This is a genomic window from Kouleothrix sp., from assembly GCF_046328425.1.
Classification (GTDB): Bacteria; Chloroflexota; Chloroflexia; order Chloroflexales; family Roseiflexaceae; genus Kouleothrix.
On the sequence record NZ_JAXLWP010000006.1, the window covers coordinates 270047 to 292517 of the forward strand.

The 22471-nt window shown below is 69.1% G+C and carries 16 protein-coding genes and 1 pseudogene; 9 read left to right on the plus strand and 8 right to left on the minus strand.

Going from position 1 to position 22471, the window contains the following annotated elements:
* Position 1: 1 nt before the first annotated feature.
* The 4 genes from U0177_RS07285 to U0177_RS07300 form a co-directional block, all read right to left on the minus strand.
* A complete protein-coding gene (locus U0177_RS07285; RefSeq protein ID WP_409569933.1) occupies positions 2-688 on the minus strand; it encodes a LuxR C-terminal-related transcriptional regulator in 687 nt (228 codons plus the stop codon).
* A 245-nt stretch (positions 689-933) separates the two neighbouring features.
* Positions 934-1914, minus strand: a complete 981-nt coding sequence (locus U0177_RS07290; protein ID WP_409569934.1) for an AAA family ATPase — start codon at positions 1912-1914, stop codon at positions 934-936.
* Between the two features lie 233 nt (positions 1915-2147).
* Entirely contained in the window at positions 2148-3965 is a 1818-nt protein-coding gene (locus U0177_RS07295; protein ID WP_409569935.1) for a bifunctional metallophosphatase/5'-nucleotidase, read from the minus strand.
* 639 nt (positions 3966-4604) lie between these two features.
* Entirely contained in the window at positions 4605-5225 is a 621-nt protein-coding gene (locus U0177_RS07300; RefSeq protein ID WP_409569936.1) for a CGNR zinc finger domain-containing protein, read from the minus strand.
* Between the two features lie 333 nt (positions 5226-5558).
* On the opposite strand from U0177_RS07300, the gene U0177_RS07305 reads away from it, so the two are divergent.
* On the plus strand, positions 5559-7664 hold the full coding sequence (locus U0177_RS07305; protein ID WP_409569937.1) for an ABC transporter permease: 2106 nt from the start codon (positions 5559-5561) through the stop codon (positions 7662-7664).
* A gap of 99 nt (positions 7665-7763) precedes the next feature.
* Here the strand turns inward: U0177_RS07305 and U0177_RS07310 are convergent, their stop codons facing one another.
* The 3 genes from U0177_RS07310 to U0177_RS07320 all read right to left on the minus strand — a co-directional run bounded on the left by U0177_RS07310 (position 7764) and on the right by U0177_RS07320 (position 9927).
* Positions 7764-8258 carry a zinc-binding dehydrogenase gene (locus U0177_RS07310; RefSeq protein WP_409569938.1) on the minus strand — a complete coding sequence of 165 codons (495 nt, stop codon included), beginning with the start codon at positions 8256-8258 and terminating at the stop codon, positions 7764-7766.
* Entirely contained in the window at positions 8252-8707 is a 456-nt protein-coding gene (locus U0177_RS07315; protein ID WP_409569939.1) for an alcohol dehydrogenase catalytic domain-containing protein, read from the minus strand. The genes U0177_RS07310 and U0177_RS07315 overlap by 7 nt, the downstream gene beginning before the upstream one ends.
* Before the next feature lie 335 nt (positions 8708-9042).
* On the minus strand, positions 9043-9927 hold the full coding sequence (locus tag U0177_RS07320) for a GNAT family N-acetyltransferase (RefSeq protein ID WP_409569940.1): 885 nt from the start codon (positions 9925-9927) through the stop codon (positions 9043-9045).
* A 63-nt stretch (positions 9928-9990) separates the two neighbouring features.
* Between U0177_RS07320 and U0177_RS07325 the strand changes: the two genes are divergently transcribed.
* The 4 genes from U0177_RS07325 (at position 9991) to U0177_RS07340 (ending at position 15810) form a co-directional block, all read left to right on the plus strand.
* Positions 9991-11151: a glycosyltransferase gene (locus U0177_RS07325; RefSeq protein ID WP_409569941.1), complete on the plus strand. Its 1161-nt coding sequence runs from the start codon at positions 9991-9993 to the stop codon at positions 11149-11151.
* 340 nt (positions 11152-11491) lie between these two features.
* Positions 11492-13159, plus strand: a complete 1668-nt coding sequence (glpA, locus tag U0177_RS07330; protein WP_409569942.1) for an anaerobic glycerol-3-phosphate dehydrogenase subunit GlpA — start codon at positions 11492-11494, stop codon at positions 13157-13159.
* A 74-nt stretch (positions 13160-13233) separates the two neighbouring features.
* Positions 13234-14469, plus strand: a complete 1236-nt coding sequence (gene glpB / locus U0177_RS07335; RefSeq protein ID WP_409569943.1) for a glycerol-3-phosphate dehydrogenase subunit GlpB — start codon at positions 13234-13236, stop codon at positions 14467-14469.
* 60 nt (positions 14470-14529) lie between these two features.
* Entirely contained in the window at positions 14530-15810 is a 1281-nt protein-coding gene (locus U0177_RS07340; protein WP_409569944.1) for an anaerobic glycerol-3-phosphate dehydrogenase subunit C, read from the plus strand.
* 250 nt (positions 15811-16060) lie between these two features.
* On the opposite strand, the gene U0177_RS07345 is transcribed toward U0177_RS07340, so the two are convergent.
* On the minus strand, positions 16061-16945 hold the full coding sequence (locus tag U0177_RS07345; RefSeq protein ID WP_409569945.1) for a hypothetical protein: 885 nt from the start codon (positions 16943-16945) through the stop codon (positions 16061-16063).
* Between the two features lie 174 nt (positions 16946-17119).
* Between U0177_RS07345 and tpx the strand changes: the two genes are divergently transcribed.
* From tpx to U0177_RS07365, 4 genes and pseudogenes are all read left to right on the plus strand, one after another.
* Positions 17120-17632, plus strand: coding sequence for a thiol peroxidase (gene tpx / locus U0177_RS07350; protein WP_409569946.1), 513 nt, complete (start codon positions 17120-17122; stop codon positions 17630-17632).
* Between the two features lie 691 nt (positions 17633-18323).
* Positions 18324-19793: a potassium/proton antiporter gene (locus U0177_RS07355; protein WP_409569947.1), complete on the plus strand. Its 1470-nt coding sequence runs from the start codon at positions 18324-18326 to the stop codon at positions 19791-19793.
* Positions 19790-21190 (plus strand): diaminopimelate decarboxylase family protein, encoded by a 1401-nt coding sequence (locus U0177_RS07360; protein ID WP_409569948.1) that lies wholly within the window; start codon positions 19790-19792, stop codon positions 21188-21190. The genes U0177_RS07355 and U0177_RS07360 overlap by 4 nt, the downstream gene beginning before the upstream one ends.
* Positions 21191-22104: 914 nt before the next feature.
* Positions 22105-22471 (plus strand): annotated as a pseudogene (locus U0177_RS07365) (hypothetical protein); the annotation flags it as partial.

Consider the following 22471-nt stretch of genomic DNA (forward strand, 5'->3'; position numbering starts at 1 on the left):
GCTAGTCGCCAGGCAGCACAACCTTGATCCAGCCGCGGCGCATGGCATACACCACCGCCTGGGTGCGATCGTTGACCGCCAGCTTGCGCAAAATTGACGAGACGTGGTTCTTCACGGTTTGGTTGCTGATATCGAGCAGGAGCGCGATCTCTTTGTTCGTCCGCCCGGCGGCCACTAGGTCGAGCACCTGCAGCTCGCGCGGCGACAGCGGCGAGTAGATGCTCTGCGCGTCGTCGTCGACGGCCATCTGGCGAAACGCCATCAGCACTTCGGCGGCCACGTCGGGCAGCGAGAGCACCAGGTCGTTGATCGGGTATTCGCCGCGCCGCACCTGGTTGATCACGCGCAGCAGCTTGTCGGGGGCGATGTTGCGCGGCTGGTAGGCCGCCACCCCGGCGCGGATCGCCTTGACCACCTGAAAGCCGTCCATCGAGGCGCTCAGCAGCACGATGCCCACGTGCGGGTGGGTGCGCTTGATCGCCCGCGCCACCTCGAGGCCGCTGACGCCCGGCAGATCAACCTCCATCAGGATCAAGTCGGGGTCGCTGTAGTCGACCAGCTGGATGGCCTGCTGGCCGTTGCTGGCCTCGCCGACGATGCGATACTCGGGCAGGCTGGCCAGGTAATGGCGTAGTCCCTCGCGAAAGATTGTATGGCCATGAACAAGCACGATCGAGGTTGGGCTCACATTCCCCTCCTCCGCGCGAGGTTCGCGTTGCGTGCGGCCGGGTTGCGCGCATTATACCTGATGAGAACGCTTTACACAAACATTGCGTGGCCCACTCGCCAGGGTGCCCTGGCGCACCGTGTGCGCGGCGTTCCGCGCGCCGCACGGTGCGCTGCATGCATGAACGGCTGCCTGAAAAGCAGGGAGTGCGGGGCGCCTCCCGCGCGCGAGCGTTGGTGGGCCGCAGGCCCTGCACGCTCTTCTCGTCAGCGCGCGACGGCTGCGGCGCCGCGGTCGAAGCGCCCGGCGCGCGCGCCCGGCACCGCCACAGCGTTGAGAATATCGTTCATCACCACCGCCGCGCTGACATTGCGGATGCGCGCGGCCGGGCTGATGATCAGGCGGTGGCCCAGCACCGGCTCGGCCAGCAGCTTGACGTCGTCGGGGATAACGTAGTCGCGGCCGTTGAGCGCGGCGGCGGCCTGGGCGGTGCGGTAGAGCCCCAGCGAGCCGCGCGCGCTCGCGCCGAGGTACACGTCTTCGTGGTGGCGCGTGGCGGTGGCGAGCCCGACGATATACTCTTCGATCAGCTCGTCGACATACACCGACTTGATCTGCTCTTGCAGCTCGAGCAGCTGCTCGGCCGAGAGCACTTGCTCGACGCTGTCGAGCGGGTGGCTCTGGCGCTGGCGCCGCAGGATGGCGATCTCGTCCATTTTCTCGGGGTAGCCCAGGTGCACGCGCAGCAGAAAGCGGTCGAGCTGCGCCTCGGGCAGCGGGAAGGTGCCCTCGTACTCGATCGGGTTCTGGGTGGCCAGCACGATGAATGGCTTGGGCAGGGCGTAGGTGGTGCCGTCGACGGTGATCTGGCGCTCTTCCATGGCTTCGAGCAGTGCGCTCTGGGTTTTGGGCGTGGCGCGGTTGATCTCGTCGGCCAGCACGATCTGGGCGATCACCGGGCCGGGGCGGAACTCGAACTCGCGGCTCTGCTGGTTGAAGATCGAGATGCCGGTGACATCCGAGGGCAGCAGGTCGGGCGTGAACTGGATGCGCTTGAACGAGCAGCCCAGCGAGCGCGCGATCGTTTTGGCCAGCGTGGTCTTGCCGGTGCCGGGCACGTCTTCGAGCAGCACGTGGCCTTTGCACAGCAGCGCGATCAGCACAAGCTCGACGGCCTTGCGCTTGCCGATGATGACCTGCTCGACATTGGCGGCGACGCCGTCGACCGCCTGTTTGATGTCCTGCATAGCGCCTCTTGGGGGTTCGTGAATATCAAAGGCCGCTCGCGCGCGAACGACCAGCAAGGGCTTGCCATGCCGCCGCGCGGCCTGCGCGCGGCTGGCTTGCGGCAGTATACCACACGGGCTTGCGCAAACCAAGCCTTTCCGATGCGCCCGCTCACGATTTTACATTCTTAACGCCAGCGGCAGGCGGCGCGCAGATGCGCGCCGCCCGCCGCTGGCCGCTCGCGGGCCTTGCGCTACTCGGCCGGCTCTTCGGCGGCTAGCGCCTCGGCGGGGGCGGCGAGCGCCGGCTGGGCGCGGCTGCGCAGCCGCACGCCCGCGCCGATCGCCCCGGCGCCCAGCGCGGCCAGCAGCCAGGCCGGCGAGATCTCGCCGCCGGTGTTCGGCAGCCGCGCCGGCTTGCCGGCCGCTGGCGCGGCGGCCCCCGGCAGCGTGCCGCCGGCCACAACCCGGCCCTCGACCTGCGGGTTCACCGGCGAGTGCGCCGCAACATACTCGGCGGTCACGTCGATGTCGAGCAGGCCGGTGTCGATCTTGTTCGTGCCCTGCCCGAACACGGTGTAGCCGTCGCCGCCGGCGATCAGGAAGGCGTTGGTGACGACGCGGTAGCTGCCGTTCGGGTCGAGCGCGGTGTAGCCGCCTTTGCCGTCGGCGATCTGTACGCCGGTGACCCGGTCGCCGGCCGGGCGGCTGGCGTCGAAGCTATAGCGCATCGCCGCGACCTGCGGGAAGCGGCCGGCCACCGTCTCGACCTGGCTCACGCCGTTTTCGAGCGCCTGCTTCAGCTGCGTGCCCGTCAGGGTGACGAGCCCGATCGTGTTGCCGAACGGCTGCACGTCGAGCAGCTCGCCCAGCGTGATCTGGCCGGCGTCGATGCTGGTGCGAATGCTGCCGCCGTTCATGATCGCCACCTGCGCGCCGGCCGGGCGCGTCTTCTCCAGCATTGCGTCGGAGATCAGGTTGCCGAGGTTGGTTTCTTTGGTGCGCACGTCGGCGCGGTTGCCGTTGAGCGCTACCGCCGCCTCGCCGGCCGGCTTGGTGCGTAGCCCGGCGATCGGCTGCGCCAGCACTTTGATCCGGTTGTCCAGCGCGGTGTCGGGCGCGATGCTGGCGGCTACCTCGGTCGGGCGCGCGCCGAGCACATTGGTAATGTCGCCATTCGCGTCGAAGCCCACCGTCAGGTCGCCCAGCCAGCGGCCCCACTCCCAGTCGGTGGCCATCACCACCGGCTTGCCCGAGGGCGAGGCGATCACCTCGGGGTAGGGGCGCGCGGGGTCGGCCGGCTTGATCATCGGGCCCATGGGCGTGTGCGAGTGGCCGCCGATGATCACCTGGATGCCGTCGACCTGGCGCGCCAGCTCGCGGTCGAAGGTGATGCCGATGTGCGTCAGCGCGATGATCTTGTTGATGCCCTGGGCCTTCAGGTCGGCCACGGCTTTCTTCGCCGCCTCGATGTAGTTTGTGAAGGTGATGCCCGCGCCGGGGCTGGAGATCGCCGGCGTTTCTTCGGTGGTGAGGCCGAAGATGCCGATGCGCTCGCCGCCCACCTCTTTGATGATCCACGGCTTGTACAGGCCATAGATCGGCGTCGACGGGTCGGCGACCATGTTGGCGCTGAGCACCGGGAACTGCGCCTGCTTGATGAAGTTCGCCAGCGGCGCCGGGCCTTTGTCGAACTCGTGGTTGCCGATGGTCATGGCCTCGTAGCCTAGGTAGTGGTAGAACTCCAGGTCGGCCAGGCCAAGGTACTGGTTGAACCACAGCGTGCCCTGGAACACGTCGCCGGCGTCGATCAGCAGCTGGTTGCCGCCCTCGGCGCGGATGGCGTCGATCAGCACTTTGCGGCGCGCCACGCCGCCGTGGATGGGCGCGGGCGGGGTGCCGCCGACAACCGGCTCGATGCGGGCGTGGTGGTCGTTGGTGTGGATGATGCGCAGCTTGAATGTCTCGGGGCCGGCGGCGTGGGCGAACGAGATGCTGGTGCATGCCCAGGCCAGCGTGGTGCCGCCCACGGCCATGGTGCGGATGAACTTGCGGCGTGAAATTGTGGTCATAACCTCCCTCACTGTCGCTTGTAAACCGAACGCTCGGCGTTCGCGGTGGCGGGGCGCGATTGCCGCGCTGAAGAGCAGGAGCTGTAGAGGTGCTGCGGGAATGACGACGCTATCTTACCACAAGACATGCAAGGTTGTGTGATGCCGGCGTTAGGCCTGGTTTAATTCGTGCGTCTCTGCGTGCCACCGGCGCGAGGTCGCCTACAGGCGTACGCCGGCCGCGCCTGGTGGCTGAATGCGTGCAGTGCCGGCCCGGCCGCCCTGCGCGGATGCCTCAGGGCCAACCGGCAGGCTGTGCCGCGCCACGAGGCATGCGCCACCCACGCCGCAATAGCCACGGCCTGCTTTCCGCCGCCGCGCAGCCCCCGTGAGCGTGAAGTGGAGCCCGGCGAGCAGCGAGCGAACCCCGGCACGTGTGAAGTGAACCGCCGCGCGTGTGAGGTGAAGCCCAGCAAGCGCGGTGTGAAACCCAGCGAGCAGGGAGCGAACCCCGGCGCGTGTGCGGCGAAGCCCCGCAAGCGCGGAGCCAGGCCCGGCGCACGTGCGGTGAAGCCCCGCAAGCGTGAAGGGAAGCCCCGCGAGCGTGGAGCCAGGCCCGGCGAGCAGGGAGCCAAGCCCATGCCGGCCGGCGGCGCGCCATCAGCTGCGCGCGTGGCGCCTGGCGTAGTGGCGGCGCGCCTTGGCCACGTTGCCGCAGTCCTCCATCGAGCACCAGCGGCGCGTGTGGTTGCGGCTGGTGTCGAGAAACAGCCAGCTGCAGCTTTCGCACTCGCGCACGCGCGCCAGCTCGGGCGCCATCAGCAGCTCGGCAGCCGACCAGAGCGCCGGCCAGAGCGGCAGCTCAAGCGCGCTGGCCCCGGCGGGCCAGGCCCATGCCAGCCGGTCGCCCATGCTGGCGAGGCGGGGCGGGGTGGGCATGCGCGCCAGCGCCGCATTCAGCGCCGCCAGGTCGGCCTCGGCAGGCCTGCGCCCGGCGGCAATATCGCTGAACAAACCGTAGAGCGCGGCGCGCAGCACCACGGCGCGCGCCAGTGCCGCGCCGGCCTCGGCGGGCTGCGCCAGCGCCGCCGAGGCCGCGCCCTCGATCGCCGCCGCGTCGAGCGCGCCGGCGTGGCGCAGCCACACCACAAACGCGGCGTAGTCGCACCAGTACTCCTTGGCCACCGCGCGCCCCTCGAACACCGCGCTGTTGGCGAAATCGAGGCATAGACGCCCGCCGACCAGGCGGACATTGCCGGCGTAGGTGTTGTGCTCTTTCATGGGGTTGACAGTGCTGGGCTTTTGGGTTAGATTCTAACCGTCGTGATAGTTAGAGTATAGCATAGCTTCGCGCTCCACTCAATCGCGTGGCCTACGCGGCCAGGGCTGATGCACCGTCCTTCGGCCCCGCCCCTTTGCTCGCTCCCCTGGCTGGCCGGGGCGAGGCAGGCGGAAGAGAGCTTGACGTTGCGCAGGCCGCGTGCGCGGTGCAACTGTAGCGGCTTGTGGCCTCGAAGCCCTACAGCGCAGGTGGGCTAGGCACGGTTGTACCGCGCGCGCACCCACTGCGTAGCCCGCGCCAACCACCCCCGACCGGCAGACAAAGGACACACAATGAGCTGCGGCATCGACACAAGCTGCGCCGACCTGCTGTTGCAGATCCTGGTGATCGGCCTTTCGAACGGCGCGGTGATCGCGCTGAACGCGATCGGCGTGACGCTGGTGTACGGCGCGGTGCGGCTGATCAACTTCGCCTACGGCGACCTGTTTGCGCTTACCACAGTGGTGGTGGTGGTGATGGTGCGCGGGCTCGGCCTGCTGCCGGGCATGGCCGCGCTGCCGCTGTTTGGCGGCCTGGCACTGGCGCTGGTGGCCTCGATGGGCTTCGGCACCGCCCTCAACGTGGCGGTCGAGCGCGTGGCCTTTCGGCCGTTTCGCGGCGGCATGCGGCTGGCGCCGCTGATTGCCACCGTCGGGCTGTCGTTCATGCTCTACGAGGCCGCGCTGGTGTGGCGCACCTCCGACAAGTCGATCCCCGGCGCGCACCACAGTGTGCCCGGCGTGCCCGAGGTGCCGCGCCTGGGCGTCTACGACCTGCTGCCGAACTTCGACCTGGTGCGCGCGGCCGGCCTGCCGCTGCATGTCGTCTACACCCTGAAGGATCTGCTGGTGCTGCTGCTGGCGAGCGGCCTGGCGCTGCTGGTGGGCTGGTTCCTGCGGCGCACCCCGGCCGGCCGCGCGCTGCGCGCCTGCGCCCAGGACGCCGAAATGTCGCGCCTGTGCGGTGTCGACCTGAACGGCACCATCCGGCTGGCGTTCGCGCTGGGCGGCGCGCTCTCGGGCGCGGCGGCGTTTATCTTCACGGTCTACTACACGCACCCCTACACCGAGTACGGCGTGCAGAGCGGCCTGTTCGCGTTCACCGCCGCGATACTCGGCGGCATCGGCCGGCCGCGCGGCGCGTTTATCAGCGGGCTGCTGCTGGGCGTGTTCGCGGCGTTCAGCGACTTCTTCTTCGCCTCGCAGTGGACGCCGGTGCTGCTGATGCTGGTGCTGATCGCGGTGCTGACCATCCGCCCCACCGGGCTGCTCGGCGAAGACCAGAGCGAAGACCGGACTGCGCGCCCGGCCGCCGACGAGAGCGTGGGCGAGCGCCGGCCGTCCGGCGCAGGCGGCTGGCTCACGCCGGCGCTGCTGCTGCTGGCGCTGGCCTACCCGCTGCTCGACGCGCTGCTGGGCCTGCACTACCAGCTGGTGGCCACGCACATGCTGCTGTTCGTGCTGCTGGCGCTGGGCCTGAACCTGGTGCTCGGCTTCGCCGGCCTGCTCGACCTGGGCTACGCGGCGTGCTTCGCGCTGGGCGGCTACACCGTGGCCATGCTCACCGGCGGCCAGCTCGGCGCCATCCTGCCCACCCGGCTCGACTTCCTGGTGGTGCTGGCGGTCAGCACCGTCGTCGCGACGATCTTTGGCGTGATCAATGGCGCGCTGGCCACGCGGCTGCGCGGCGACTACCTCGCGATCGTGACGGTGGCGTTCGGCCTGATCATCCCGCAGGTGTTTGTGAACCTCGACCAGTGGACCGGCGGCGAGCGCGGGGCTGCTGCGCTGCCGCCGCCGCTGCTGTTCGGCTACAGCCTGCGCTCGCCCACCGAGGCGTACTATGTTGCGTGTGCCGGGCTGCTGGTGGTGGCGCTGGGCAGCCTGCGCCTGGCGCGCTCGCGGATCGGGCGCGCCTGGGCCGCGCTCAGCGCCGACGAGGTCGCCGCCGCCAGCTGCGGCGTCGACGTGACGCGCGCCAAACACCTGGCGTTTGTGATCGGCTCGGTGGTGGCGGGCGCGGCCGGCGCGCTGTTCGCCACCAGCTTCAGCTATGTCGACCCTAACCAGTTTGATTTTCGGATCTCGGCCATGGTGCTGGCGATGGTGGTGATCGGCGGGGCCGGCAGCGTGCCGGGCGCCATCCTCGGCGCGCTGCTGATCGCCGGGCTCGACCAGCTGCTCATCCCGCTGCTGGGCGCCTGGCTCGACGGCCTGCGCCAGGAGCGCGGCGGCGTGTTCGCGCGGCTGGACATCCGCGCGCTGAACGCGCTGTACTTCGGCCTGGCGCTGTACCTCACGGTGCTGCTGCGCGCAAAGCGCCAGGCGCGATCGGCGGGGGCGCGCGCGGGCCTGGGGCGCTGGCTTGGCCGCACCGCCGAGCCGCGCGAGGCGCTATAGCAGGGCTGTGGCCTACGCAGCAGGCGCGCTCTGCCATCGGCAGAGCGCGCCTTGATTGTTTCTCTGTGCTATGCTGCCGCAGGCGAGGCGCCGATACCCTCAGCTGGCGACCTCCAGCACCACGCGGCCGGTGGTGTGCCGGCCCTCGACCTTGGCGTGCGCGGCGGCGGCCTCGGCTAGCGGCAGCACCGAGTCGATCACCGGGCGAACCCGGCCCTGCTCCACCAGGTCGGTCAGTGCGGCCAGAATATCGTGCGCCGGGCCAAGCGCCATCGCGAACTGCTGGCGGGCGCCGCGCGCTGCGGCGGCCTCGGCGTCGGGCGGCTGCACCAACGACACGAGGATCCCGCCCGGCTTCAGCACGCCCCACGAGCGCGCCTGCGTGTCGCCGCCGACGGTGTCGAGCACAATATCGACATCGTGCACCGCGTCTTCGAAAGGGCCGGCGGTATAGTCGATCACCTCGTCGGCGCCGAGCTGGCGCACCAGATCGAGCTTTGGCCCCGAGGCTGTGGCGATCACATAGGCGCCGCGCGCTTTCGCCAGCTGCACGCCGACCGTGCCTACGCCGCCGGCGGCCGCGTGGATCAGCACTTTTGCCCTGCGCCAATGTTCGCCCCGTCGACGAGCGCGCGCCAGGCCGAGAGCGCCGAGTGGGGCAGGGATGCGGCCTCGGCGAAGCTGAGCGACGCCGGCTTGAGCGCCAGGTCGGCCGCGGCAATGCTGGCGTACTCGGCATTCGCGCCCAGGTGGGCCGGGTCGCTGCGGCCGTATACCTCGTCGCCAGGTGCGAAGTCGTCGACGCCCGCGCCGACCGACACGACCACGCCGGCCAGGTCGAGCCCAGGGATCAGCGGAAAGGAGTACGGGTACCAGCCGGCCATGTAGCCCGCGCGCGCCGCCGTGTCGAAAGGGTTCACCGTGGTCGCGTGTACGCGGATGAGTACCTCGCCATCGCCGACGCTGGGGCGCGGCGCGTCCTCGAAATGCAGATCGCCGGCACCGCCATACGCGTGCAGCTGTATGGCCTTCATGGTTGCCATCCTGTCCTCCTTTTCAGCCTCGCCACAAACCACAGGGTGCACACCCATGATACGAGGGATACGGCAGGAGTCATTGGTAATTCTACGTATTCCGTTTTTTCCGCGAGTGGAAGCGTACGTAGTCTTATCACGCCCGGCTGATCGCCTGCGGTATGCGGTGGGGGCGGTGGGGCGAAGGCGCCGCTTCGACGGCGGCCATCTGGGCGCGTGGCGTGCTTGCTGTATTCGGCGGGGCGGGGTGGCGAAGCCGCTCCCGAAACTTCGTTGTGCGATGGCCTGCCCGGCGAAGCCGGGCAGGCCATCGCACAACAAAAGCGATCAGACGGAGCTTTGGATCACAGATCGTAGCGCAGCACCGTCTGCTGCTCGCCGGTGCGGCGGAAGCCGAACCACTCGTACAGGCGCTGCGCGCGGGTGTTGTGGGCCTGGGTGTTGAGCGTCAGGGTGTTGGCGCCGCAGGCGCGCGCGAACTCGACGACCTCGGCCAGCAGGCGCACGCCGATCGCCTGGCCCTGCACCTCGGGCCGGGCCGCGATGCGCACCAGGTGCACCAGCCGGCCGCCGAAGTGGCTGGTGGCGAAGGCGTAGCCCAACAGCCGGCCGGCCTGCTCGGCCACCACGAAGTACGCCACCTCGAAGATCGCCGCGCCGAGCACGCTCTCGTCCTTGTGCCACTGCGCCGCAAAGCAGGCCCGGTCGATCGCCTGGATCGCCGGCAGGTCGACCGACTGGGCCGCGCGGATGCGCACTTGCTGGTTGCCGCGCGAGGGCACGTCGAGCGCGGCTTTCTCGTACACCACCACGTCGGTCTCGCGCACGTAGCCGCGGCTGGCGAGCGCAGGCTGGATCCACGTGTCGGAGGCCTCGTCGCCGGCGTAGAACAGCTGGCGCACCGCGCGGGCGCGCAGCAGCGCGTGAAATGGCGGCAGCAGCGCGTCGAGCGCCGGGCCGATCAGCAAGCCCTCGCCCACCGCCAGCACGCGCAGCCAGCTGGTGGAGTCGACGCTCCAGCCAGCCACTGCGGCGCCCAAGACATCGCCCGAGGTAGTGAGCACCAGCGCGGGCGCGCCGGCCAGCAGCGTAGGCAGGTGTGGCGCGGGGTAGCTGGTGTAGTGGTGCGTGCTGGTGCGCAGCAGCCGCGAGATCGCCCCGAGGTCGTCGGGCGTTGCTTCGCGCGTGGCCGCGTAGTTGAGATCAAGGCTGCGTCGGAACAAGCGCATGGCGGTTCATTTCCAAGGTGGCTGTGCCGCGCCTATGGCACCAGATTGCGGTATTATACATCAATGCTGCTGATATTTCCCGTTAGTTTGCTGTGCCTGCTCGTAGCCGGGCTGTACGCGCAGGATCTGCTGCGCGACGCGCGGGCGCCGCAGCTGGCGCCCGGCCCCGGCCTGCCGCGCGGCGGCCCGCTCATATCGGTGCTGATCCCCGCGCGCGATGAGGCCGCGCGCCTGGGCGGCTGCCTCGACGGGCTGGCGCGCCAGAGCTACCGCGACTTCGAGGTGATCGTCGTCGACGACCACTCGTCCGACGGCACCGCGGGCCTTGCGCGCGGCTACGCCGGCCAGCTGCCGGGCCTGGCGGTGCTGCCCGGCGCCGCGCTGCCGCCCGGCTGGGCCGGCAAGTGCTGGGCCTGCTGGCAGGCCGCCGGCCAAGCGCGCGGCGAGTGGCTGCTATTCCTCGACGCCGACGTGCTGCCCGCGCCCGAGCTGCTGGCGGCGCTGCTGGCCCGCGCCGATGCGCGCGCGCTGGCGCTGCTGACGCTGCTGCCGCTGCAGCGCATGGGCTCGCCGGCCGAGCGCGTGGTGCTGCCGGCGTTCTTCGCGCTGCTCACGAGCCTCTACCCGCTCGACCAGGTGAGCGACGCGGGCTCGCCGATCGCGTTTGCCAACGGGCCGTGCTTGCTGATCCGCCGCGACGCGTACGCCGCCGTCGACGGCCACCGCGCGGTGCGCGCCAGCATCCTCGAAGACACCGAGCTGGGCCAGCGCGTGAAAGCCGCCGGCTTCGCGATCGAGGCGGCGCACGCCCCCGACCTGATCGCCGTGCGCATGTACGCGGGCTGGCGCAGCCTGGCCGAGGGCCTGAGCAAGAACGCGGTGGCCGGCTACCGCAGCGGCGGCGCGCGCTCGGCCTGGGTTGGGCTGCGCCAGGCGCTGGCTGGCTTCACACCCTGGTACCTGCTCGGGCTGGGCGCGCTGCTCGCGGCCGCGCGGCCCCAGTCGGCGCTGGGCGGCGTGCTGCTGGCCCACGGCGCCGGCCTGCTGCTGCTGGCGCTGGCGTGCTGGGGCCGGCTGGCGGCGCGGCGCTACCGCGTGCCGGCGTGGCGCGGCGCGCTGCTGCCGCTCGGCACCGCCGCGTACTTCGGGCTAGCCGCCTGGGGCCTGCTGCGCCTGCGCCTGGGCCGTGGCGTTAGCTGGAAGGGCCGCACCTTCCGGGCGTGAGCGCGACTCAATGCGCCGGGCGACTAGGTTATACCAACTCCGTTTGATTACTTGTGTTTTCTTGTGCGGCGCCCGGCAAAGCCGGGCGCCGCACAAGAAAAATTTCGGGGGGCGGCGAAGCCGCCCCCGAACCCCCACCATAATCCAAGCGATCAGCCGGATTTGGTATTATGCCTCAGCCTGCTCGCCTTGCGCGCCGCCGGCGTAGCGATTTCGCTACCAGCGGTGCGCGTCGTGGCACCAAAATCGGGCCATGCTTGATGTATAATGTTCTGGCTTCATGCATCCTCGCAACGTTTCAGCCTCTTCCGCAAACCAATATGGAGGGGTGGTCATTCCCATGCGAACAATCACAACCGATGTGCTCGTGATCGGCGGCGGTGCCACCGGGCTCGGTGTGCTGCGCGACATGGCGCTGCGCGGCATTCGCGCCGCGCTGGTCGAGAAGGGCGACCTGACTCACGGCACCAGCGGGCGCTACCACGGGCTGCTGCATAGCGGCGGGCGCTATGTGGTGAAAGACAAGCAGTCGGCCACCGAGTGCGCCCACGAGAACGAGATCCTGCGCAAGATAATGCCGCACTGCCTCGAAGACACAGGCGGCTTCTTTGTGGTGACGCCCGCCGACGACGAGGGCTACGTGCCGCGCTTTCTCGCCGGATGCAGCGAGACGGGGGTGCCCGTCAACCAGATCAGCGTGCGCGAGGCGCTGCGCCGCGAGCCGCTGCTCAACCCGCGCATCAGCCATGTGTTCGAGGTGCGCGATGGCGCGGCCGACTCGTTTCTGGCGGCGCACTCGAACGCCGAGGACGCCATCCGCCACGGCGCGCAGGTGCTGACATACCACGTCGTCAAGGCGATCGAGCGCGATGGCGACCGGGTGGCCGGCGCCGTGTGCGAAGACATGCGCACCGGCGAAGAGGTGCGCTTCCACACCAGCTATATCGTCAACGCCGCCGGCGCGTGGGCCGGCAAGATCGCCGAGCTGGCCGGCGTGCAGGTGACGGTGGTGCCCGGCAAAGGCACCATGATCGCCATGAACCACCGCGTGCTCAACACCGTGGTGAACCGCTGCAAGCCGCCCGCCGACGGCGATATCATCGTGCCTATTCGCACCGTCGCGGTGATCGGCACCACCGACGTGCACGTGCCCGACCCCGACGTGTTCGGCATTGAGGCCTGGGAGGTCGAGCGCATGCTCCACGAGGGCGAGCAGCTGGTGCCGGGCATCAGCAAGGCGCGCGTGCTGCGTGCCTGGGCAGGCGTGCGCCCGCTGTATAAAGACCAGGACGCCGCCGACGATCGCGATATTCCGCGCACCTACAAGCTGCTCGACCACGAGGCGCGCGACGGGGTGAAGGGCTTTATCAGCATTGTCGGCGGGAAGTGGACAACCTACCGCATGATGGCGCAGGAGGCCACCGACGCGGTGGCGGCCAAGCTCGGCAACAGCGCGCCCTGCCGCACCCACCTCGAGCCACTGCCCGTCCCGCCCGGCACCGAGAAGCCCGCCGGCGGCTCGCGCGACCTGTTCTGGCTCGGCAAGCCGCTCGCCACCGTCGAGGCCGACAACAGCTACGGCGACTTGATCTGCGAGTGCGAGCTGGTCACGCGCGACCGCGTGATTGGCGCGATCACCACCGCCAAGGCCTCGAACATCGACGATATCCGCCGCGACACGCGCCTGGGCATGGGGCCATGCCAGGGCGGCTTCTGCACCTACCGCGCCGTGGCGCTGTGGAACGAGTTCAAGCGCGCGAGCGGCGCCCCGCTGCCCGAGCCCGAGCAGGCCAGCGCCGCGCTGCTGCGCCACTTCCTGCAAGAGCGCTGGAAGGGCATTACGGTGATCAGCTGGGGCGACCAGCTGCGCCAGGCGCGGCTCGACGAGATCATCTTTCTCGATACGCTCGGCGTCGATCTGCTGCCGCAGCCGGCGCCCGCAGGCCAGAACGACTCGACCATGGTCACAGCTCACCCGGCGATCGCCACGGAGTACCATACCGACTAAACAAGATGGCACGAGCGCCTGCTGAACCTTCGCATTGACGCCGTGCCAGCCTGTCATTGTGATCAGGATATACTATGCGCGACACTGTTGTCATTGGGGCCGGCTTCGCCGGCCTGATGGGCGCGTTGGCCCTGGCCGACGCAGGACGCCGCCCGCTGGTGCTGGCCAAGGGCCAGGGCGCCACGCATTGGACGAGCGGCACGATCGACGTGTGGGGCGCGGCCGACGGCAGCCTGCGCGATGCGCTGGCCAAGCTGATCGCCGCGAACCCGCAGCACCCCTACGCCCGCGCCGGCGTGGACGGCGTGGCGGCCGCGATCGACCGCTTTCGCGCGCTGGCCGAGGCCGCGCGCTACCCCTATGTCGGCAGCCTGGATCGCAATGTGCTGCTGCCTACCGCGCTGGGCGCGCTGCGCCCCGCGGCGTTCTTCCCCGCGACCATGGCCGCCGGCGATATGCGCCTGCCCGGCCCGGTGCTGCTGGCCGGCTTCCGCGAGCTGCGCGATTTCTTCCCGCCGCTGGCGGCCGGCAACCTGGCGGCCCAAGGCCTTGCGGCGCGCGGCGTGTACCTGAACTTGCCGCCGATCAAGCGCAAGCTCGACTTCAACACGCGCGTGTTCGCCCAGCTGTTCGACGACCCGGCCTTTCGCGAGGATGTCGGCCGGCAGCTGCGCGCGGCCCGCGGCGACGCGACGCGGATCGGCTTGCCGGCGGTGCTGGGTATTCGCGACCCGCTGGGCGCGGTGGCGCACCTGCAAGAGCTGAGCGGCGCGCAGATTTTCGAGATCCCGACGCTGCCGGCCTCGGTGCCGGGCCAGCGCCTGTTCGCGATCTTCCGCGACGCGATCGTGCGCGCCGGCGGCCGGATGCAGATCGGCGCCGAGGTGCTGCGCGCCGAGGGCGCCGAGGGCACGCTCGCGGCGGTGTACTCGGCCGCTGCGGCGCGCGAGCAGGCCCACCGCGCCGAGGTGTTTCTGCTGGCCACCGGCGGCATCGCCGGCGGCGGCGTGCGCACTGATTTCACCGGCGCGGTTTGGGAGACGGCGCTTGGGTTGCCGCTGCAGGCGCCGGCCTCGCGCGGCGAGTGGTTCGCGCCGCGCTTCCTGAACGAGTCAGGCCACGCGATCTATGGCGCCGGCGTGGCCACCGATGCCCGCCTGCGCCCGCTCGACGCGGCCGGCAGCGTGGTGTACGCCAATGTTGCAGTGGCTGGCTCGGCGCTGGCCGGCAGCGACGCGATCCGCGAGCGCTGCTACAGCGGCATGGCGCTGGCGACTGGCTGGCAGGCTGCACAAGTTCTTGGTTCTTAATTCTTCGTTTTGAGTCTGCGTTGGTCGCAGCTCAAAGCTCAACACTCGAAACTCAAAATTATGCAACACGATCATATCGAACTTTCGCTCGAGCAATCGCTCGATCACTGCATTAAGTGTAATATCTGCACGGCGGCCTGCCCGGTGAGCGCCGTCACCGACCTGTTCCCCGGCCCGAAGTATGTCGGGCCGCAGGCGCAGCGCTTCCGCAAGCCCGGCCAGCCCTCGCCCGACGAGTCGGTCGATTACTGCTCGGGCTGCCGGGTGTGCAACGAGGTGTGCCCCACCGGCGTGCGGATCATGGAGCTGAACACTCGCGCCAAGGCCGAGATCGTCGAGCAGCGCGGCCTGCCGCTGCGCGCCTGGCTGCTGGGCTACCAGTATATGTTCGGCAAGCTGGCGTGCGGGCCGCTGGCGCCGCTGGCGAACTGGGGCGCGAACAACCCGCTGCTGCGCCTCGCCGCCGAGCGCACCGTCAAGATCGCGCGCAAGGCGCCGCTGCCGAAGTTCAGCACCTACAGCTTCCGCTCGTGGTTCAAGAAGCGGCGAACGACGAATGACCAACGACCAACGAGCAGCGGCGATAGCCGTTCAGCCTCCGTCGCTGGTCGTTCGCCCAAAAAGCAGGTGGTGTACTTCCACGGCTGCTCGACGAACTACTACGAGCCGCGCGTGGGCCAGGCTGCCGTCGAGGTGCTCGAGCGCAACGGCTTCGAGGTGATCGTGGCCGACCAGGGCTGCTGCGGCCTGCCGCTGCTCTCGAATGGCGCGTTCAAGCAGGCGCGCAGCCACCACGAGTACAATGTGGCCCAGCTGCTGCCCTACGCCCAGCAGGGTATCCCGATCGTCGGCACCAGCACCAGCTGCACGCTGACGCTGAAGGAGGAGGCGCCCGAGCTGCTGGGGATGCACGAGACTGCGACGCGGCTGGTGTCGGAGCACACCTACGATATCTTTGAGTTCTTGCGGCTGCTGCACGAGCGCGGCGAGCTGAACACCGACTTCAGGCCGATCGAGCGCGAGCTGCCCTACCACGCGCCATGCCAGCTGCGCGCGCACAATATCGGCCGCCCGGCACTCGACATCCTTGAGCTCATCCCGGGCCTGCAGCTCGACGAGAGCAACGCGGCGTGCTGCGGTTTGGCCGGCAGCTACGGCTACAAGGCCGAGAAGTACCAGATCGCTATGGATGTGGGCGCGGGGCTGTTCGACAAGATGCGCACCAGCGGCAGCGACACCGGCGTGTGCGACTCGGAGATCTGCCGCTGGCAGATTGCGCACGGCAGCGGGCTGACCATGCGCCACCCGATCGAGATCCTGCGCGAGGCTTACGGCGATTAGCTGCCGCTCGCGCGGCGGGGGGCGGCTGCCGGCTATGGCCGGCAGCCGCCAAAAAGCTGGTCTTTGGGCTTGTGCCCTGGGCAAAACACGATCGATGCCTACCCCTCCCTCTGCCCCCTCCCCGCTGCGCGGGGAGGGGATTTTTGTTGGGGCTTGGCGGTTTCGGCGAAGCCGAAACCGCCAAGCCGTAGATCATTTCCCGCTCCTGACAGGGGTGGGGCAAGGCGCGATCGGCCATAGCCGTACAGGCTTACGGCCGCTTTCTGGCGGGGCGCTCGGTGTCCGGCTGCTCGCCCTGGCCCTCGCCGACCCACTGGCCGGCGTCGTAGGTGCCGGTGTCCTGGCGCGGGGCGGTGTCGTCGGTGTCGGGGATCATCTGGCCGCTAGTCCAGGCGTCGCCGGGCGTCTCGCCGCGGCCCTGGCCCTCACCAACCCACTGATCGGCGTCGTAGGTGCCGGTATCGCGGCGCGGGCCGGAGCCCTGGCCCTCGCCCACGAACTCGCCGCTGGTCCAGCGGCCGTCGCTGCGGCCGGCCGTGCGCGCCGCTGTGTCGGGGTAGTCGTAGACGCCGTAGCGCCGCTGCGCGCCAGCGCCGACTGCGGCCTCGCGGGCGACGCGCTGGCCGCCCGCGTCGTAGATCGCGATGCGCGGCGGCGCGTCGGCGCGCATGCTGTCGCGCACCGAGCTTGCGCCGCCGGCGCTGAGGATGCGCTGCACCTCGGCGCTGTCTTCGTCGTGGGCCTTCACCGCCACCAGCGTCTTGCCGCCGCGCACCTCTTCCTCGTAGCCGCGCGCCTCGCCCTCGGGGATGCCGCTGAAGTCGATCAGCGCGGCCGAGATGCCGCCGACCACCGCGCCCGTCACGGCGCCGGTGAGCGCCGCGCCCAGCGCGCCAAACGCCACAAACGGGCCGACGCCGGGAATGAGCAGCGCGGCCAGGCCCACCAGGCCGCCCCACACCGCGCCTACCGCCGCGCCCTCGCCCGCCGATACGTCCTCGCTGCTCGCGCCGGCGGCGCTGCTGTCGCGCGAGATGATCGATACATCTTCGAGCATCAGCGGGCCGTCGCGTAGTTCCTCAAGCGCCCGCCGTGCCGTGGTCGGGTCGTCGAATATGCCGATAATTGTGTTCATGGCTTGCTCCTTGTGTGGTTTCCACTGCCTACTGGCGCTATAGCAATCGCCGTGCCGTTTGACAAAGGCCGCTGCGCCGCCTAGAATGCCAGCTACGCCAGCACAATGCAAAACCGATCGCCGGGTGGGCGCGTATGCTACAGAGTAGTATTCGCGCACAAGGAGAACAACACAATGCCGCAGGAACGTCCCAATGCGTTCGATTTCTGGGGGCCGAAGACGCTGATCGGGCCCGAGCTGAAGCCTGGCGACCAGGCCCCGGCGTTTACGCTCTCGAAGATCAATGCCACAGTCAGCAGCCAGGATTTCGCGGGTAAGCCGCTGGTGATCAGCGTGATCCCGTCGATCGATACCGGCGTCTGCTCGCGCCAGACCCGGCGCTTCAACGAGGAGGCCGCGCGCCTCGGCGAGCAGGTGGCGATCCTCGCGGTCAGCGCCGACCTGCCGTTCGCGCAGGGGCGCTGGTGCGGCGCCGAGGGTATCGACAAGGTGGTGATGGCTTCGGACCACGTGGCTATGAGCTTCGGCGATGCGTATGGCACGCATATCAAGGAGCTGCGCTGGGAAAGCCGGGCGGTGTTCGTCGTCGACCAGACGGGCACGATCCGCTATGCCGAGTATGTGCCGGCCGGCGGCCAGGAGCCGCACTACGACGCCGCGCTGGCCGCGCTTAAAGAGCTGCTCTAGGCGCAATACCCTTCACAAGGCCAGCGGAAGGCTGCCACAAAGGCCCAAAGAAGGCAGGCCGAGGCTCGATATTCTTGGCGTCTTCGAGTCTTCGTGGCTATTTAAAGCGAAAGGCTGCCACAAACTTCGCGTCTTCGTGGCAATTTGAAGGGGAAGCCTGCCACAAAGACACAAAGACTCGAAGGCAGGCCGAGGCTCGATATTCTTTGCGCCTTCGAGTCTTCGTGGCAATTTGAAGGGGAAGCCTGCCACAAAGACACAAAGACTCGAAGGCAGGCCGAGGCTCGATATTCTTTGCGCCTTCGGGTCTTCGTGGCAATTTAAAGCGAAAGGCTGCCACAAAATTCTTGGCGCCTTCGAGTCTTCGTGGCAATTTGAAGCGAAAGGCTGCCACAAAGGCCCAAAGAAGGCAGGCCGAGGCTTGATATTCTTGGCGTCTTCGGGTCTTCGTGGCAATTTGAAGCGAAAGGCTGCCACAAACTTCGCGTCTTCGGGTCTTCGTGGCAATTTGAAGCGGAAGGCTGCCACAAAGGCCCAAAGAAGGCAGGCCGAGGCTCGATATTCTTTGCGTCTTCGGGTCTTCGTGGCAATTTGAAGCGAAAGGCTGCCACAAAGGCCCAAAGAAGGCAGGCCGAGGCTCGATATTCTTGGCAAACCGGGCAGGCGCCGCGCGTCGCCCGACCTGGGTGCTATGCACGTTGCGATTGAATACATTCTGGTGGTGGCCGCCGGGCTGCTGATCATGAGCGTGATCGCCAGCAAGGCTTCTACGCGCTTCGGTATCCCCGCGCTGGTGCTGTTTCTCGGCATCGGCATGCTGGCTGGCTCGGAAGGCCCCGGCGGTATCTACTTCGACGACGCCGCGCTGGCGCAGGCGATCGGCGTTGTGTCGCTGATGTTTATCCTGTTCTCGGGCGGCCTCGCCACCGACTGGCACGCCATCCGCCCGGTGCTGGGGCGCGGCCTCGCCCTGGCAAATGTCGGCGTGGCGCTCAGCGCGCTGATGATGGGCCTGTTCGCGAGCTACGTGCTTGGCTTCTCGTGGCTCGAGGGCCTGCTGCTCGGCGTGATCGTCTCGTCCACCGACGCGGCCGCCGTGTTCGCGGTTCTGCGCGCCAGCGGCGTCGACCTGGCCGACGACCTTGAGCCGCTGATTGAGCTTGAGTCCGGCAGCAACGACCCGATCGCCGTGTTTCTTACCGCCGCCGTCACCAGCCTGCTGCTGCACCCCGGCGCGTCGGTGCTGGCGCTGGTGCCCGAGTTCATCCTCGAAATGGTGCTCGGCACCGTCGCCGGCGTGGTGATGGGCCGGGTGATGGCGCTGGCGATCAACCGCCTGCGCCTCACCGCCGAGGGGCTCTACCCGGTGCTGATGATTGCGATGGTGCTGCTGACATACGGCGGCACTGCGGCGCTGGGCGGCAATGGCTTTCTGGCGGTGTACCTGGCCGGCATTGTGGTTGGCAACCTCGATTTCGTGCACAAGCGCAGCCTGATCCTGTTCCACGACGGCCTGGCCTGGCTGGTGCAGATCGCAATGTTCCTGACGCTCGGCCTGCTGGTGTTCCCCTCGCGGCTGCTGCCGGTGGCCGGCTCCGGCCTGCTGGCCGCCGCGTTTCTGATCGTGCTGGCCCGGCCGCTGAGCGTGATACTGGCGCTGGCGCCGTTTCGCATGCGCCTGCGCGAGATGCTGATGGTTTCGTGGGTGGGCCTGCGCGGCGCGGTGCCGATCGTGCTGGCCACCTTCCCGCTGCTGGCCGGCCTGCCGCACGCCGACCTGATCTTCAACATGGTGTTTTTTATCGTGGTGACGTCGGTGCTGCTGCAGGGTACCAGTATTCCGCTCGTCGGCCGGCTGCTGGGCGTGGGCTCGCCCCCGGTCGCGCCGCGCGCCACGCGCCTGTTCGTGCCGCGCGTCACCGTGCGCAGCCACGTGGCCGAGTTCGAGATCGACGCGCGCTCGCGCTTTCGCGGCGCAACCGTGCTCGACCTGGGGCTGCCGCCCGGCGCGCTGGTGGTGGCGATCAATCGCGGCAGCGACCGGATCGTGCCCGGCGGGGGCACGGTGCTGCGCGCCGGCGACCAGCTGCTGATCCTGGGCGACGACCCGGTGCTTGAGGAGGTTCAGCGCCACCTGACCGACGTGGAGCGCCCTGCATGATCGATCACGCGTTTCTGTGGCCCGATACGGCCGAGGTGCTGGCGAATGGCCACCTGGCGATCGGCGGCTGCGACACCGCGGCGCTGGCGCGGGAGTTCGGCACGCCGCTGTATGTCCTCGACGCCGCCACCTTCGATGCGGCCGCGCGCGGCTACCTGGCGGCGCTGGCGCGCCACTACCCCGGCCGCAGCGCAGCGCACTACGCCGGCAAGGCGCTGCTGAACACCGCCGTGGCCCAGCTGGCCGCGCGCGCCGGCCTGGGGCTGGACGTGGTGTCGGGCGGCGAGCTGTTTGTGGCGCTGCGCGCGGGCGTGCCGGCCGAGCACATCCACCTGCACGGCAACGCCAAGCTGCGCGCCGAGCTCCAGCAGGCGCTTGAGGCGGGGGTCGGCGCGATCGTGGCCGACTCGCTCGACGAGCTTGCGACACTGGCCCGGCTCAGCGCCGGCCGCGCCGCGCCCCAGCCGATCATGCTGCGCGTCACCCCCGACATCGCGGCCGATACCCACGCGCACATCCAGACGGGCCACGCGGCCTCGAAGTTCGGCTTCGCGCTCGACGCGCTCGACGCCGCCGCCGCGTGCGTGGCCGCCGCGCCTGGCCTGCGCCTGCGCGGCCTGCACGCCCATATCGGCTCGCAGATCTTCAGCTACGCCGCGATCGAGCGCGCCGTCGGCGTGCTGCTCGACTGCGCCGCGCGCCTGCGCGACCAGCACGGCATCGTGGTGGACACGATCAGCCCTGGCGGGGGGCTGGGCGTGCCCTACACCGCCGACCAGCCGCAGCCCGATTATGCGGCGTATGTCGCGGCAATCAGCCGCGCGCTGGCCGAGGGCTGCGCCGCGCGTGGGCTGCCCCTGCCCGCGCTGGTGCTCGAGCCGGGCCGCTCGATCGTGGCCCGCGCCGCCGTGGCGCTGTACGAGGTCGTAGCTACGAAACCGCTTTCGTCAGCGGACGAACAACCACGGACGAAAGACGAACCGCTGGCTGAAGCCAGCGCAGATCCTTCGTCCTTGGTTGTTCGTCCTTCGGCGGTCACGCGCTACCTGCACATCGACGGCGGCATGGCCGACAATATTCGCCCGGCGCTGTATGGCGCGCGCTACACCGCGCTGCTGGCCAACCGCGCCGCCGCCGCGCCCGCCGAGGTCGTGCACGTCGCGGGGCGCTTCTGCGAGTCGAGCGATGTGCTGCTGCGCGATGTGCCGCTGCCCGCCGCGCAGCTCGGCGACCTGCTGGCGGTGGCGGTGGCCGGCGCCTACACGCTGAGCATGGCCAGCAACTACAACCTGGTGCCGCGCCCGGCGCTGGTGCTGGTGCAGAATGGCCAGGCCCGGCTCGTCCAGCGCCGCGAAACCTACGCCGACCTCGCCGCGCGCGATGTGCCGCTGGGCTAGCGGCGCGCCAAACTTGCCCCCGGCCCATCAGTATACGCTCGCGCGTGCGTGCAAGCTTCTCGCCGCGCCGCGCCGCTCCCGCGCGGCCACCGCCCGCAAGCTGGCCGCGCCTCGCTCCCCGATTGCCCGCCTGCCGATACGCTAGCGCCGTGTTTCCTGGCAGATCCGCTGCAGGCGCCAGGGCAAAGCGTGCCGTGCCGATCGTACCTGTACGCAGCGCCAGCCTTTGGCGCGGGTGCGCAATCGACTTGCGCGAGGTGCGCGATCGATTTGCGCGGGTGCGCGATCGACTTGCGCGGGTGCGCGATCGACTTGCGCGGGTGCGCGATTGATTTGCGCAAGGTGCGCGATCGATTTGCGCGAGGTGCGCGATCGACTTGCGCGGGTGCGCGATCGACTTGCGCGGGTGCGCGATCGACTTGCGTGGGTGCGCGATTGACTCGCTTGGGTGCGCGATTGATTTGCGCGAGGTGCGCGATCGACTTGCGTGGGTGCGCGATTGATTTGCGCGGGTGGCTGATCGACTTGCGCGGGTGGCTGATCGACTTGCGCGGGTGGCTGATCGACTTGCGCGAGGTGCGCGATCGACTTGCGCGGGTGGCTGATCGACTTGCGCGGGTGCGCGATTGATTTGCGCGAGGTGCGCGATCGATTTGCGCGAGGTGCGCGATCGACTTGCGTGGGTGCGCGATCGACTTGCGTGGGTGCGCGATCAAATCGCTTGGGTGCGCGATGATTTGCGCGGGTGTATAAACAGCACAATAGTACTTTACGACTACGTGCCATCAGGACTGTTGCGCACCTGGTAATGGGACGAATGCGCTATATGCAGGAGCCTAACGCTAGGGTATTCTAACGTAGTCAATTCCAGCCGCGATCAAAGTGGTCGCTCTAGTCACAAGGAACATAGCACCATGGCAACACGACGCAGTGGCACTCCGCCCCCCACCACCATCCGCGAGACCGACCGCATTATTTTGCGCGTGGTCAAGCAGCTGGCCGGCTTCGCCCCGGCCAACGCCAAACTCGGCGTGCCCGCGCTGATCGACCTCGAAACGCGGCTGAATCAGGCCGAAGAAACCTCGTTCAACGCCGATAAGACGCAGGTGACCGCGCGCAACGTCTACGCCGACCTCGGTTGGGAGATGCACGACACGCTCCAGCTCGTCAAGGCTGCGGTGATCAGCCAGTATGGCGCGAACTCCGACGAGGTGCAGGCGATCGGCTTGAAGAAGAAGGTCGACTACCGCTACCGCCGCTCGGGCCGGCAGCCGCGCAAGC